Here is a 14,453-nt window from a genome sequence, read left to right on the forward strand (position 1 = left end):
GCCCAGGCGCGGGCGGCTCGGACGGTCCCTCGGGGAGCAGCCGCGGTTGAGCACCGGCTGGTCCCTCGGGGAGCAGCCGCGGTTGAGCACCCGCAGCGCCGGCGTCCGGCACGGCCTCATTCGGCTCTGCGTCCTGAAGCGCTAGATCCTCTGGCCTTGACTCGTCGAGGACGTCTTCGTCCTCGAAGCGGTGCTGGTCGAAGGTGACCCGCACGTCCTGATAGTCCTTGATCACCGTGGCCGCCGCTGCCTCGCTGTAAGTCTGGATGTCCGCCGGCGTCAACGGCACCGATGACGTGAACGGGCCCAGCAACGCCCGTGGCCACAGCCTCTTCACCCGCACGACGTTGATCTCGACCGCCATGACCACGATCTGGGCCGCCAAGAAGATGAATCCGATCAGCCCGAGGACGAAGGCAAACACGCCATAGGTGTCCCCGGACCGGCTCACGATCTGGTTGGCGTAGGTGATCCCGAACCGCTGGAGCAGCAACCACCCGATGGCGGCGAACAGCGCGCCGGGGAGTACCTGCCGGAATCGGAGAGAATAGGAGGTGCCCACCCACATCCCGAGGCCGAAGACGAGAACTGCGACGAGGAAGCTGACCGCGAGCACGAGGGAGGGCACCATCCGCCGCAGCTCCATGCCGTAGGCGCCTGCGTTCGTCGCTAGGACAGTGCCGACTGTGGTCCCCAGCAGCATCAGCCCGGCGATCGCGATCAAGGGCAGGGACCGGATCGGCGAGTGCAGCGGGTCGGGACGCTCGTGACGCGGGACCGCCCAGGCGATATTCATCATGTGCAGCGTCGCCTGCGACGCCCGGATCGCCCCCCAACCAGCGACGACGGCTCCGATGACGGCGGCCGTCGTGCTGCCGCCAAAGCCGTCCTGGCTGATCTGGGTGCCGATCACGGGGAACTGGCTGACCGCGGTGTCCAGGATCCCGTCACGCAAGGCGGGTTGGCCGTCCAGGGCGAACCCGAGGACGGAGGTCAGCAGCAGGATGAGGGGAAAAAGCGCGAGAAAGCCGTAGTACGTGATGAGCACTGACAGGTAGACACCGTGGTCGTCGATGAACTTGTAGAGGACCGCAACCGGGAAGCCCGCCCACGGGTGGCGGCGTTGCAACTCGTCGACCCGTCGCGGAAAGCTCATGGCCCCGATTGTGCCCGCAGACGCGACCGCCCCGCCTGTTGGGGCGGGGCGGTCGTGCCTGTCGACACGGGGGTGTGGTCATGGATGGCCGGCCGCGGGAGCCGGCCAGCCGATCACTCCAGCCAGATGTAGCGAGCCAGCAGCAGGGCCGCGACGATGTAGAGGATCCAGTGCACGTCCTTGCCCTTGCCGGTCAGCCCCTTGATCGCGCAGTAGCTGATGATCCCCATCGACACGCCATTGGCGATCGAGAAGGTCAGCGGCATCACGATGATCGTGAGGAACGCCGGCACGCCTTCGGCGACCTCGTCCCACTCGATGTGGCGGATGCCGTCCATCATCAGCGCGCCGACCAGGATCAGCGCTGGCGCGGTGGCCGCACCGGGGATGGCCCCGGCTATCGGCCAGATGAAGAGCGCCAGGATGAACAGCACTCCGGTAGTCGCGGCGGTCAGTCCGGTGCGGCCACCCTCCTCGATGCCGGAGGCGGACTCGACGTAAGCCGTGGTCGTGGAGGTGCCCATCGCCGCACCGAACATCGCGGCCAGTCCGTCCATCGAGAACACCGTCTTGGCGCGCGGCATGTCGCCGTTCTCGTCCAGATATCCCGAGCGGTGCGCCAGGCCGGTCAGCGTGCCGGTCGCGTCGAAGAAGTCGACGAAGAAGAAGGTAAAGACGACCGAGAGCAGGCCCAGCCCAAACGCACCGGCCAGGTCCATCTGGAAGATCAGGTCCTTGGGCCAGACCGGCAGACCGATGACGCCGTCGTTGAAGCCGGGGAAAGCCTGCATGGCCCCCTCGGGACCGCCCGCGTAGACGGCCGCACGGGTGAGGATCGCCAGCGCCGAAGAGGCGACGATGCCCCACAGGATGGCGCCCTTGATCCGCAGTTGCAGCAGCACCGCGGTCAGGATGAGGCCGAACACCGCGATCCACGCCGTCGGTGCGCCCAGGTCACCGAGGCCGACGAGGGTCGCCTCGTTAGCAACGACGATGCCGGCGCTGCGCAGGCCGAGGAGGGCCAGGAAGCATCCGATGCCGGCTGTGATGGCGAGCTTGAGCCCCATCGGGATGCCTTGGACGATTGCCTTCCGAGCGCCGATGACGCTCAGCACGATGAAGAGCACGCCGGAGATGAAGACAGCGCCGAGCGCGGTCTGCCACGGGATACCCATGCCGAGGACGACAGTGAAGGCGAAGAACGCGTTGAGGCCCATCCCGGGCGCCTGGGCGAAGGGATAGCGCGCGATGATACCCATGCAGAGCGAGCCGAAGGCAGCGGCCAGGCAGGTCACCGACAACAGCTGAGCGAAGGTGGAGGGGCCGACGTCGATAGCGTTGCCCAGCACGCTGGGGTTGACGAAGATGATGTAGCTCATCGTCAAGAAGGTCGTCAGACCAGCGCGCATCTCCAGCGGGAAGCTGGAGCCGGTGGCGCTGATGCCGAAGTACTTATCGATGGCACCGCTTGGCTTGTGGGGTGGCGTCCGCCCGCCCTCCCCGTCGGTGTAATGGTGAGGCTCATTGAATCCGGGTCTCAAACCGGCGTTCGCGGCGACCTCGGTGCGAGCGGTGTCGTAGGTGCCGGTGTCGAGCTGCTCGGAACTGGCCGAGTGTGGATCGGCAAAGCGATTCGGTGGGCGGTCCGTCGGGGGGTTCTGGTCACTCATAGGTGCTCCTGAGGGTGAGGGTTGAGGCAAATGTGGCAGAGGTGGGGGGAGAAGTGGTGGAGCCACTCCCAGGGATCCCTCCGCGCCTGCGCGGAAGAGTCATCAGGCCGCCTGCATCACGGGCCGGCCATCGACCCAGACCCCGACGACATCGCCGGGACAGCCCAGCACGAACGCCTTCGCCAGTGCGTCCGCATCGTCGCGGGCGTGGCGCAGGGCCGTGCCGAACGTGCTGCGCCCGTCGGGGCGCAGCAGCACGGCGTCGAACTTCTTTCCGACGCCGAGATCACCGACCTGGTCGGCCAGTCCGAGGGCATCCGCCCCGGCGGCCGTGACCAAGTAGAGCAGGTGGGCCGGCGTCAACGGGTAGCCGTCGTGGCTTAGCTGCTGCATGAAATAGGCCTGCAGACCCTCCTGGAGGAGGGAGAAACCAGTCCCCGCACCGACGTCGCTGCCGATGGCCACCCGGACTCCGGCATCGAGGTGCCGCCGCAGCGGGAAGAGCCCGCTGCCCAGCGCCGAGTTGCTCGTCGGGCAGTGCGCCGCGATAGCGCCGGCGGCCCCCATCTGGGCTAGTTCGTCGTCGGTGGCGTGGACGTTGTGCGCGAGCACGCTGCGCGGTCCGATCAGGCCGTGCTTGGCATAGGTCTGCAGATAGGAGGTGCAGTCGGGAAACAGTCCGAGCACCGCCTCGACCTCGCTGCGGTTCTCGTTGAGGTGCGAGGTAAACATCACCTCTGACTCCGGGCCGCCCATCAACTCGGCGCACACCTCCAGCATCGAGTCGGTGCACGACAAGGAGAACCGCGGCGTCGCGGCATACCGGAGCCGTCCCTTGCCGTGCCAGCGCTCGATGAGGTCGCGCCCCTCCACCAGCGCCCGCTCGGGGGTGGTGTGCAGTTCCTCTCGCAGCAACCGGTCGCTGAGGACCTGACCGCTGGTGATCCGCAGACCGACTTGGTCAGCCTCGGTGAAGAGGCTGTCCATCGCGCTCGCGTAGTGAGAGCCGAAGACGAGGGCCGAGGTCGTGCCTGCCTGGACCAGCCCGCTGACGAACTCTTCCGCGACAGCTCGCGCGTAGTCGACATCGGCCAGCCGCACCTCCTCCGGCAGAGCGCACCTCTCCAGCCAGTCCAGCAGCGGCATCCCGAGCCCGCCCATCGCCCGCACCTGCGGGTAATGGACGTGGGTGTCGACCATGCCCGGGAGCAGAATCCCGTCGTCGGCTCGCAGGTCGAGGACTGGTGCGCCACCGGAAGCGGAGGCGGCCTGCGCAACCGGCACCCGCTCGGTAATGACGCCGTCGACAACCACGATGGCGACCTCTTCGGCACGAAGCGCACCGTCACTGGTGAAAGGGTTGGCCGGGGTGTCAAAGGACCGCGCCAGGTAGGTGGCGGTCGTGACGTCCGTCGTCATTGCCTCGTGTCCTCTCGATGCCGAACGCAGTGCGCAGGGAGAAGTGCGCACGGCATGGTTCGAGAAAGGGGACAGGGTGCGGCCAGGTTGTCCATGCGAACAGTCCGCGCCCTCGTGTGGTTCTCGCAGAACCTACCCTGTTTGCTCAAGCATGGGAAGGGGAGAATGGAGTTTGCCCGATGCTGGCGCAATAGTGGCGTGAGGGCACAATGGTGAGTCAGCCGCCAGCGAGCAGGGAGCACGATGGATCACGCCAACGACGGCGCAGCACCGCTGCCGCCGAGCGCCGACGAGTTGCACCAGGCCTTCGAGGACCAGCGAGCCCTGCTGTCCAGGCCCAGCCTCCCCGAGGTGGTGGAGATCCGCGTCGGTCGTGCTCTGGACAGTTGTAGGGAGCTGCTGGACCTGTCCGCTGACCTGCCGGCCCGGGAGGTCGCGGCGAGATCCCTCGCCTGGTTGGCGGAGTCGGTCGGCGCTTTCCAACGCCTGCCCGAACGCTTCGCCGTCGCGCACACGGCGCCGGGCCAGCTCTCCCCCCTGCTGACGCTCGTCGACGGGCTCGACCTGCTGGGGCTGACCCTGGATCGCGCCTACGACGCGATCGCCCGCGCGGACGAACCAGCGCTGGCGCGACAACTCGACGTGCTCACACAGCGCCTCGCCACCCGGAGCAAGGCGACCGAGCTCGTCGACGAGGCGATTGCTCCGGTCGACCTCGACGTCAACCTCAATCGCGACGACGACCGTGGCGAGGCCGCAGGTGAAGACCTGCAGGTGGGTGGCGACGGCATACCCCGCCTGCCTGTCCCTGAGCAGCCCAACCCCTACGGCGCGAGGAGCTCCACGTGAGGAACAGTGCGTTTGCGGTGGCACCGATGCCACCGACCGGACCCGGTGACATTCCGCAGGACGACACGATGGACCGCTACCTGGCTGAGTTGGGACGCTGGCGGGTGCGGCGGGAGCACGAGTTGCGGGTGCTCGACGAGATCACCCGCACGCACGATGACCGGGAAGACCTGAACGCTCACGTGACATCCTCGATGGCGCTGTGGCACGCGGTGGTCCAACGCCATGACCTGCTGCTGGCGACCTGGGAAGACGCGGGGGCGGGCCAGGGCAAGCGCGACTGGGTGGCTGCGCTGATTTGGGGACTGCTGGAGATGCCGGACGGTGATGCGGACGCACTCTCGGTCCCGCTGCCCGAAGCGATGCGGCTCAGCGACGCTCTCGCCTCCTCGCTGCGAGCGCGCACCGGCATCGAGGACGGAGTCGGCCTGGCGGCCCGGGTCGCCGAGCTCGGCAAGGAATCGGCCAGGGTGCGGACCCGGCTCGATCGCGCTCGCGACGACGGCGGCACCGCTGCGGAGCCGGACGTGATGGCTGGGCTGGAGCAGGAGCTGGACGAGATCGACGCGCAGCTCGCCGACCTGGGCGGGCGGCAGGACGGCAGCGTCATGGAGGCGGGTGCACTGCAGGCTCGTCTGGCCCAGATCGACCAGCGCGCCATCGTGACCGCCGCCGCCGAGGCCCACGGCCGCGCCGATGTCGAGCAGGCGCGGGCAGAGCAGGCGCACCTCGTGGCCAAGGGTGAGGGGGTGCGCAGCCTGGCCGAGCGTGTGCTCAACACGGTCTACCCCGCCCCGCGCCTCGGCATACCGGACGTGTCCGCCCTCGGCGACGTGCCGCGCGACGACGACCCCGCAGAGCTGGCAGCCTATGTCGCCAACCTCTCGCGAGTCGGGAGAGCGCTCGACCAGGCTCACGCCACTTATGCTGCGGCGCTAGCGGAGTATGCGGATCTCATCGACCGGGCAGACCGGTTGGCCAAGACGCTCGCCGGGTGCGGGGCGCCGACGAGCGTCGACCTCGCCGGGATGCTGACCTCGGCCAAGGAGGCGCTGCACAACCAACCGGCCGACGTCCAGCGTGCCGCGGCGTTGATCGCGGCGCAGGAGGCCTATCTGGGGCAGCTGAGGTCGCAGGCATGAGCAGGGACCATACAGCCGAGCGAGAGACTGAGCCCGCCAAGCCGGTGGGGCCCGTGGGGTCGGAGCACCCCTCGGCAGACGTCACAGAGACCGCGGTCGACTGCCCTCACTGCCGGGCGACGAGCGTGGGGAGGGTGCCCTTCTGCGGCGCCTGCGGCTACGACTTCGTGACCGGTGTCGCCCCCGACACGCCCGATGAGGAAAACCCCGGCCCGCTGCCGACGGCCCTGCAGGCAGCCGAGCCGCACGCAGCCTATGTCGACCACCACGGAGACGCCGAGGACATCGAGCTGACCACCCGCCTACACGACCTCCCAATCTCACCCAGCGAGCTCCCCAAGGCACCGGACGTGCCGGCTCCCGCTCCCCCGGTCAGTGGGCAGGAACAGATGGCACACGAGGGGGTCCAACAGCTCCCGCCCTCTCGCCTGGAAGAGGCCGAATGGGTGGCCGAGGTGTGGGTCGACCACGCCTGGGCGGCGAGCCGTGACTCCGAGCAACCGGTGCCGGAGGCCGGACTGCCGCAGGTTGTCCCCATGAGCGCGCCCTATGTCGTCATCGGCCGCCACAACCTGGAACGCGGTCTGCATCCCGACCTCGACGCGGGCACGGACGCGGGGGTCTCGGTGCGGCACGCCCAGCTGACCAGCCACGACGGTCGGTGGTGGATCGAGGACCTGGACACGTCCAACGGCACTTATGTCACCACCGTCGGCCTGGACCTGCCGGAGAGACCCATCGATCCGGGCGTGAGAGTGCGGATCGATGAGGATGACCGCGTCTACCTCGGCGGGTGGACCCGTCTCATGGTGCGGCGTGTCGGCACGGCGTGAGGGTGGGGGTGCGCGGCCCGGGTAGCGTGGGGCCGAGTTGATCCAGCTGTCCCGGAAGGGCAGCAACGAGGGAGGTCGGATGTCCGGGGGAACCGCAACGGCCCAGGCGCGCGTGCTGGCAGTGATCTGCGTCGGCGTGCTTGCCGTCAGCGGGTGCGAGGGGATCGGGGGAAGCGATGACGAGGCACCTCGCACTGGCGCGGACGGCCAGGTGCTGCCGCCCTATGACCCTGATGAGGCCGACGCGCTCCGACCCACCCTGAGGCAGCCATCCGAGACGATGGTCCTCGACGCTGCCAGCGCAGCAGCGCGGGCGGAGGAAACCGTCGCAGCGTTGTTTGAAAGCGCGCCCGTGGTGGTCATCGCCGCGCCGGACGAGCAGTTGCGCGGAGCCTCCTCGGCCGTGGCGCTGGGGGTGCCGCTGCTGATCAGCGACAGCACCACTGCGGACACCGTGGCCGCGCAGGTGGAGCAGCTCGGCGCCGAGGTCGCGCTGGCGATCGGACCGGTCCCTGACCCCGGCATCGACGTGGTGGTGCCGCAGGACGACGCGGCCCTGGCGAAGGTCCTGGGTGTCCAGGCCGCCGCGGTGAGCGTGAGCGCTAAAGAGGCGGCCATCAAGGTAGCCAACCTCGACCCGGCGCAGCCGTCCTTGCTCGTGCCGGAGGCCGCAGCGCCCGACGACTCCTCCACTTCGACCGGGACGGACGCCTCTGCCAGCACCGCGCCCGGTCCACTGGACAGTGACCGAGATGAGCTTCCCGCGACTGCCGCTGCGGAGCCCAGCGCCGACAAAGTGGTGACGGTCTTGTCCACCGGCGACCCGGACGACGTGGCCGCACTGGGCAGTGCCCGCGCCGCCGGGGCTGCCGTCATCATCGTGCCGGAGGCAGACCCACGCGCCAGCGATGAGAGCGTCGAGGCTCTCTCGGCCACCGACCCGGGCACCCTCATCGGGCTGGGCAAGGAGTTTGGTGACGCGCAGACCCTCACCTGGCAGGCCGCGACCGCGGCAACCGGGGTGACCCTGCCCGGCGGCGGCCAACTGGTCCTTCCCGACAAGACGTATGTCGCCCTGTATGGCACCCCTGGCACGCCGTCCTTGGGGGTGCTCGGCGAGCAGGACAATGCGGCGACCGTGACGCGGGCGGAGGAGATGGCCTCGACCTACGACGACCTCGTCGACCACCCGGTGGTCCCCACCCTGGAGATCATCGCGTCCGTCGCCAGCGCCGCGGCGGAGTCCGACAACAGCTACTCCAACAAGCAGCCGGTCGACCTGCTGGAGCCACTGGTCGATCTCGCGCAGGAGCAAGGGCTGTATGTCGTTCTTGACCTGCAGCCGGGTCGGCAGGACTTCCTGACCCAGGCCAAGATCTACGAAGAGCTCCTGCTCCGCCCCAACGTGGGTCTGGCGCTGGACGCCGAATGGCGGCTCCTCCCCCACCAGGTGCACCTGCAGCAGATCGGTCACGTCGAGATCGCCGAGGTCAACGAGGTCGCGTCCTGGTTGGCGGACCTGACCCGCGAGAACAACCTTCCGCAGAAGGCACTCGTGCTGCACATGTTCCGCAACGCGATGATCGCCGACGTCAACGCGGTCGACCAGTCCCATCCGGAGCTGGCTGTGCTCATCCACGTCGACGGCCAGGGCGCCCAGCCCGACAAGCAGGCGACGTGGAACGCCCTCCATGCGCACGCCCCGGATGTCCGCTACTGGGGCTGGAAGAACTTCTACGACGAGGACATCCCCGGGCCGCTGACGCCACAGGAGACGATGACCTTGGTCCAGCCTGCGCCGGACTTCATCTCCTACCAGTAAGAAGACTTCCTCGATCCGGGTGGGAACACCCCGGAAAATTCCAGCAAACCCACCGCCAGATTCCAGACTCCGCTCCTACGTTGCAAGGACAACACCATGCCGCTGACGCCTGGTCCAACCGGTCGACGCCCTCGGCATTCCAGAGGAGATGTGGACCATGAAGATCAGGCGAACCACCATGAGCGTCGTCGCGGCCGGGGCACTTGTGCTCAGCGGGTGCACGTCGGGGACGTCAACGAGTCCGGGAGCATCTTCCCCAAGCTCTTCGACCAGCGACAACTCTGCCTCATCCTCGGACAGCAGCGCCGCGACGTCAGCGGCGCCGGGAGGCACCACGAACGACGCCACTGCGAAGGCCGATCTCGGGGACGTGAAAACGAAGGACGACACCGTGTCTTTCTCCAGCGGCAGTGAGCAGTACAACGCCTACAACGGAGAGGCGTCGAGCACCAACTCGACCTACAACGCGGTCGTCGACAACCAGTTGTTCAGCGGATTCTGGTACTGGGGCACGGACGGCACCGTCTACCCCAACACCTGGTTCGGCAGCTACAAGGTCACCTCCGAGAAGCCGCTCACCGTCGAGTACACGATCTCTGACAATGCGGTCTGGTCCGACGGCACCCCGGTGACCTCCAACGACTATCTCCTCGAGTGGGCCTCCAGCAACCCAGAGCCGTTGGGCGGCGCCAAGAAGCTCGGCTTCGACCCGGTCTCGGACACCTTCGGCAAGTACGTCCCCGAGGCTCCCAAGACCGAGCCCGGCTCCAAGACGTTCACCGTCACCTACCCCGAGCCCTACCCGGACTGGGAGATCATGATCAACAGCGCGCTGCCCTCCCACATCGCGGCCAAGCAGTCCGGCCTCGATCCGGACCAGCTCGCGCAGGCGATCCTGAGCGGCGACACCGCCACGGTCGCCAAGGTGTCGAAGTTCTGGAACACCGGATGGTTGTTCAAGAACTACAAGGTCGAGGACGAGAGCCTGGTCCCCTCCTCGGGGCCTTACACGCTGCAGGGCTCCACCTGGCAGGAGGGTGAGTCCCTCGGGCTGTTACCCAACGACAAGTTCTATGGCCCCGCCCCGGCCACCAAGAACCTGACCTTCAAGTTTGTCGCGCCCGAGGCACAAGTCCAGGCCCTGCAGAACGGTGACATCAACGTCATCGAGCCGCAGGCCACCGTCGACACCGTCGACCAGCTCCAGGGCATGTCCGACACGATCGCCATGGAAACCGGTGACGAGATGACGTGGGAGCACCTCGACTACAACTTCGCCAAGGGCAGCGTCTTCGCCGACGACGCGGGCGGACTCGCCGCGCGGGAGGCGTTCGCACTGTGCGTCCCCCGTCAGCAGATCGTGCAGAACCTCATCCAGCCGATCAACCCCAACGCCAAATTGATGAACCTGCGCGAACGCTTCCCGTTCCAGAAGGACTACCAAGACGTGCTCGACGCGGCCTACGACGGCCGCTACGACAAGGTCGACATCGCCGCAGCGAAGCAGAAGTTGGCCGACTCCGGTCTCAAAGGCAAGGTCGACGTCCGGATCGGTTACTCCGCCCCCAACCAGCGCCGCACCGATGAAGTCACCAGCATCAAGTCCTCCTGCGACGAAGCCGGCTTCAACATCATCGACAGCGGTGACCCGAAGTTCTTCGAGGACGGTGGCCCGCTGTCCTCCGGTGACTGGGATATCGCCCTCTTCGCGTGGGCAGGCTCGGGCCAGATCGCTTCCGGCCAGCCGATCTACTCCACCGGCGGCGGTCAGAACTTTGGCAAGTTCTCCAACAAGGAGGTCGACGCGGCCTGGAACAAGATCGCCACGACCACCGACCCCACCGTCCACGAGGAGCAGATCAAGGTCATCGAGAAGCTGCTCTGGGACAACCTCTACGGTCTGCCGATCTTCGCCCACCCGGGCATCGTCGGCTACGACAAAACCCTGCAGAACGTCCGCATGACCTCCGTCCAGACGGGCGTCTCGTGGAACGCCGAGCAGTGGGTGCGCGCCAGCTGAGCTACTGACCGAACCAGCACATGTCATACCGGGGCAGCCCGGCCGGGCCTGACACCCCGGCCCGGCTGCCCCGTGCGTGTGTGACGACGTGGAAGGGTGTCGGCTGTGACCATCCTCTCGCCGGCGCCCGTCTGCCTGCGTCATGCCCGCGCCGGCGCGGCTGCTGCCTTTGCCGCGCAAGGACTCTGCTTCATCAGCCTGACGACCCGGCTGCCGCGGCTGCAGGACCGGTGGGACCTGAGCGAGGTGGCGACGTCCGGTTTCCTGCTCATGGTCGTCCTGCTGGCCGGCGCGGGCTCGGTGGGCGCCGAGTGGATCGCCAGGCACCGACATAGCGACTGGACGCTGCGGCTCGGCCTGGTGCTCCTGGGCCTGGGCCTGGGCGGCGTGGCGCTCGCCCCCGACCTTTGGGTCTTCGTCGCCACGCTGGCGGTGTATGCCGTCGGCCTCGGGCTCGTCGATGCGTCCACCAATATGCAGGCGGTGGCTGTGGAGCACCGCTATGGCCGGCCGATCCTGCCTTCGTTCCACGGCGCGTGGACCGCCGGCGGGATCGCGGCGACCCTGATCGCGATCGCCGTTGCCCACCTCAGCCTTGCCCAGAGCCTGCTGCCGGTCGTGATCGTGCCGGTCCTCGTCGCGCTTTTCGCCCCGCTGCTTCCTGCAGTGACGGCCAACGGCACGGGCACCGAGACGACCGGCGGCACGACCCGTGCCGCCGACGATCCGGCGGCGCTCCCCTGGCGGCGGATCACCGTCCTGGGGATCGCGATGGTGCTCTTTTACATGGTCGACTCGGCAGCCACCACGTGGGGGCCGATCTATCTGGACTCGACCTTCGCCGCTCCGGAGCGGTTCCTGCCGCTGGCGACGCTGCCCTACCTCGTCGCGACCCTGAGTGCCCGGCTGGCGGGCGACCGGATGGTGGCGCGCTTCGGTGCGGTGCCCCAACTGCGACTCGGGGGCATCGTCGCGGCTGGTGCCCTGGCTGTCATCGTCTTCGCGCCATCCTGGCCGGTCGCGGTCCTCGGCTTCACGGTGCTCGGCGCCGCGGTGGCCGTCATCGCGCCGCTGAGCTTCTCGGCAGCAGCAACGCTGGCCGGGGAGGCCGTGGACCCGATCATCCGTCAGGCCAGGGTCGACGCCGTCATCGCCCGCTTCAACCAGTTCAACTACGTCGGGGCGCTGCTCGGCGCGGTGATGACCGGACTCGTGGGGGCCGGCTCGCTGAGAGTCGGTTTTGCGGTCCCGATGATCCTGATCCTGGCGATCATCCCGCTTGCCAAAGCCTTCCGCACACCCTGAGGGTCCAGCCTTACGCGCCGTGACAGGCTGTGCCCACCATGAAGGAGATGCCTGCTTGCGTGCCGTGAGATTCGATGCCTTCGGCGCGATGCCCTACGTCGAGGAGATCGCGATCCCCACGGCTCCCCCGGGCGGAATCGTGATCCAGGTCCGGGCCACCGGATTGTGCCGCTCGGACTGGCACGGCTGGCAGGGGCACGACCCGGACCTGTCGCGATTTCCTCACACACCCGGGCACGAGTTCGCCGGCATCGTCCACGGGGTCGGGGAGGGTGTGGAGAAGGTAGGGGTCGGCGACCGTGTCGTCGTGCCCTTCGTCTGCGGCTGCGGCAGGTGCGGGGTATGCCGAGCCGGCAACTCGCACGTCTGCCCGCACCAGTGGCAGCCCGGCTTCTCCGGTGCCGGCTCCTTCGCGGAATATGTCGCCATCCCGACGGCCGACTTCAACGTCGTGCAGTTGCCAGCAGCGGTCTCCTTCGAGGTCGCCGCAGGGCTCGGATGCCGCTTCGCCACGGCCTACCGCGGGATCGTGGATGTGGCCAAGGTGCGGGCCGGGGAGTCGGTCCTCGTCGTCGGCTGCGGCGGTGTGGGCCTGGCTGCGGTGATGATCGCGAGCGCCAAGGGTGCGCGGGTCGTTGCTGTCGACGTGTCGCCGGGCGCTCTTAGGCTGGCCGAGGACGTCGGTGCCGAGGTCACGATCAGCAGCGCTGAGGCCGAGGTGGCCGCAACCGTCGAGGCGGTCCGGGCCGAGTTCTCCGACGGGGTGGACGTCAGCGTTGATGCGTTGGGCAGCATCGCCACGGCTCGGGCGGCCTCGCTCAGCCTTGCGGTGCGGGGACGTCATGTGCAGATCGGGCTGCTCCCGGAAGTGTCCGTCCTCGACCGCGCGACGATCCCGATGCACACGGTGATCGCCCGAGAGCTGCAGGTGCTGGGCAGTCACGGGATGCCCGCCCACGACTACCCACGGATGCTCGCCGACATTGCCTCCGGGCAGCTGCGGCCGGAACGCTTCCTGGCTCGCGCGATCACCCTCGAGGAGGCTCCCCGCGCGCTGGCTGCCATGAGTGTTGGCACCGCTGTGGGCGTGACGATCATCCGGCCCTGAGGCTGTCTCCCGCCGGGGCCCCGGGTCGCGGAAACCGCCTGCAACGACCCACCTAGGCTGGCGGTATGCCCTCACTCGCGCTGTCCGTGCTCGATCTCATCCCCGTCCGGACGGGGCAGCGCACCGCGCAGGCGTTGGCGGCGGCGCGCAGCCTGGCCGTCACCGCTGATCGGGCTGGCGTGCGCCGCTACTGGGTCGCCGAGCACCACAACACCCTGTCGGTCGCCTCCACCAACCCTCCGGTCATCATCGCGATGCTCGCGGCCGCGACGCAGCGGATGCGATTGGGATCCGGCGGGGTGATGCTGCCGAACCACGCTTCCTTGGCGGTGGCCGAGCAGTTCGCGTTGCTCGAAGCTGCCTATCCGGGCCGGATCGACCTCGGGATCGGCCGAGCACCGGGCACCGACCCGGTCACCGCCTGGGCGCTGCGCGGTGGCCTCGGTGACGCTGACGTCGTGCAGCAGTTCCCCGAGCACGTGCAGCAGGTCATTGCCTTCCTGACACCGGAGGGCGCCACGCTGCAGATCGGCGATCACCAGCACGACGTGCGTGCCACCCCGCTGGCGTCCGGGGCACCCCCGGTGTGGCTGCTGGGCTCCTCCGACTTCTCCGCCCAGCTCGCCGCGCAGCTCGGCCTGCCCTACGTCTTCGCCCACCACTTCTCCGGCCGCGGGACGGCAGAGGCGCTCGCCCTCTACCGGTCCCGCTGGGCCGGGCCCGGTGAGCCGACGACCTTCCTCACCGTCAACGCCGTCGTCGCCGACACTCGTGCAGAGGCGGCGCGGCTCGCGCTCCCGTTCCAGCACATGATGGCCCGCATCCACCTGGGCCGACTGGTCCCGCCGAGTCCCCTGATGACGGTTGAGGAGGCGCTCGCGGCGCCGGCACCGATCCCGGAGGACAGGTTCGCCGCCATCGCCGCGCCCTGGCTGCTCGGCACCGCCGATGAGGTGGCCGCTGACCTCCGCTCGCTCGCCGCCCGCTCCGACGTCAGCGAGGTCATGGTGCAGCCGATCGCGGGAGCGTATGCGGACGAGCCACTCGATCACACCCCTACCAGGGAGCGGACGGTCACCGAGCTGACGGCCCTTCTGAGCTAACGGCCCTTCTGAGCTGACGGCCTGCG

12 protein-coding genes are annotated in these 14,453 nt (G+C 68.4%); 8 read left to right on the forward strand and 4 right to left on the reverse strand.

Annotation, left to right across the window (positions count from 1 at the left end; all coding sequences use genetic code 11):
* The 3 genes from Q4P07_RS07820 to Q4P07_RS07830 form a co-directional block, all read right to left on the reverse strand.
* On the reverse strand, positions 1–1,156 hold a 1,156-nt coding region (locus tag Q4P07_RS07820), incomplete at its 3' end, for a YihY/virulence factor BrkB family protein (RefSeq protein ID WP_303374349.1).
* A gap of 113 nt (positions 1,157–1,269) precedes the next feature.
* Entirely contained in the window at positions 1,270–2,826 is a 1,557-nt protein-coding gene (locus Q4P07_RS07825) for an NCS2 family permease (protein ID WP_303374350.1), read from the reverse strand.
* A 102-nt stretch (positions 2,827–2,928) separates the two neighbouring features.
* Complete coding sequence (locus Q4P07_RS07830; RefSeq protein WP_303374351.1) at positions 2,929–4,245, reverse strand: guanine deaminase; 1,317 nt, start codon at positions 4,243–4,245, stop codon at positions 2,929–2,931.
* 243 nt (positions 4,246–4,488) lie between these two features.
* Between Q4P07_RS07830 and Q4P07_RS07835 the strand changes: the two genes are divergently transcribed.
* The 4 genes from Q4P07_RS07835 (at position 4,489) to Q4P07_RS07850 (ending at position 8,891) form a co-directional block, all read left to right on the forward strand.
* Positions 4,489–5,094 (forward strand): hypothetical protein, encoded by a 606-nt coding sequence (locus Q4P07_RS07835; RefSeq protein WP_303374352.1) that lies wholly within the window; start codon positions 4,489–4,491, stop codon positions 5,092–5,094.
* A complete protein-coding gene (locus Q4P07_RS07840) occupies positions 5,091–6,236 on the forward strand; it encodes a hypothetical protein (protein WP_303374353.1) in 1,146 nt (381 codons plus the stop codon). Before Q4P07_RS07835 ends, Q4P07_RS07840 begins: the two co-directional genes overlap by 4 nt.
* Complete coding sequence (locus Q4P07_RS07845; RefSeq protein WP_303374354.1) at positions 6,233–7,069, forward strand: FHA domain-containing protein; 837 nt, start codon at positions 6,233–6,235, stop codon at positions 7,067–7,069. Before Q4P07_RS07840 ends, Q4P07_RS07845 begins: the two co-directional genes overlap by 4 nt.
* 79 nt (positions 7,070–7,148) lie before the next feature.
* A complete protein-coding gene (locus Q4P07_RS07850; RefSeq protein WP_303374355.1) occupies positions 7,149–8,891 on the forward strand; it encodes a hypothetical protein in 1,743 nt (580 codons plus the stop codon).
* A 75-nt stretch (positions 8,892–8,966) separates the two neighbouring features.
* Here the strand turns inward: Q4P07_RS07850 and Q4P07_RS07855 are convergent, their stop codons facing one another.
* Positions 8,967–9,281, reverse strand: coding sequence for a hypothetical protein (locus tag Q4P07_RS07855; protein WP_303374356.1), 315 nt, complete (start codon positions 9,279–9,281; stop codon positions 8,967–8,969).
* A 1-nt stretch (position 9,282) separates the two neighbouring features.
* Between Q4P07_RS07855 and Q4P07_RS07860 the strand changes: the two genes are divergently transcribed.
* The 4 genes from Q4P07_RS07860 to Q4P07_RS07875 all read left to right on the forward strand — a co-directional run bounded on the left by Q4P07_RS07860 (position 9,283) and on the right by Q4P07_RS07875 (position 14,427).
* Positions 9,283–10,911 carry an ABC transporter family substrate-binding protein gene (locus Q4P07_RS07860; protein ID WP_303374357.1) on the forward strand — a complete coding sequence of 543 codons (1,629 nt, stop codon included), beginning with the start codon at positions 9,283–9,285 and terminating at the stop codon, positions 10,909–10,911.
* 105 nt (positions 10,912–11,016) lie between these two features.
* Complete coding sequence (locus Q4P07_RS07865) at positions 11,017–12,216, forward strand: MFS transporter (protein ID WP_303374358.1); 1,200 nt, start codon at positions 11,017–11,019, stop codon at positions 12,214–12,216.
* Between the two features lie 64 nt (positions 12,217–12,280).
* Positions 12,281–13,324: an alcohol dehydrogenase catalytic domain-containing protein gene (locus tag Q4P07_RS07870; RefSeq protein ID WP_303374377.1), complete on the forward strand. Its 1,044-nt coding sequence runs from the start codon at positions 12,281–12,283 to the stop codon at positions 13,322–13,324.
* Between the two features lie 65 nt (positions 13,325–13,389).
* Positions 13,390–14,427 (forward strand): LLM class flavin-dependent oxidoreductase, encoded by a 1,038-nt coding sequence (locus Q4P07_RS07875; protein ID WP_303374359.1) that lies wholly within the window; start codon positions 13,390–13,392, stop codon positions 14,425–14,427.
* Positions 14,428–14,453: the final 26 nt, after the last annotated feature.

Origin of the sequence: Ornithinimicrobium sp. (assembly GCF_030537745.1) — a bacterium.
GTDB lineage: Bacteria > Actinomycetota > Actinomycetes > Actinomycetales > Dermatophilaceae > Ornithinicoccus.

What these genes read in the sequence shown, in the direction of transcription:
- Q4P07_RS07845 (WP_303374354.1), top strand. Translation starts at nt 6,233, where the DNA reads ATGAGCAGGGACCATACAGCCGAGCGAGAGACTGAGCCCGCCAAGCCG.
- Q4P07_RS07830 (WP_303374351.1), bottom strand. Translation starts at nt 4,245, where the DNA reads ATGACGACGGACGTCACGACCGCCACCTACCTGGCGCGGTCCTTTGAC.
- Q4P07_RS07835 (WP_303374352.1), top strand. Translation starts at nt 4,489, where the DNA reads ATGGATCACGCCAACGACGGCGCAGCACCGCTGCCGCCGAGCGCCGAC.
- Q4P07_RS07875 (WP_303374359.1), top strand. Translation starts at nt 13,390, where the DNA reads ATGCCCTCACTCGCGCTGTCCGTGCTCGATCTCATCCCCGTCCGGACG.
- Q4P07_RS07825 (WP_303374350.1), bottom strand. Translation starts at nt 2,826, where the DNA reads ATGAGTGACCAGAACCCCCCGACGGACCGCCCACCGAATCGCTTTGCC.
- Q4P07_RS07850 (WP_303374355.1), top strand. Translation starts at nt 7,149, where the DNA reads ATGTCCGGGGGAACCGCAACGGCCCAGGCGCGCGTGCTGGCAGTGATC.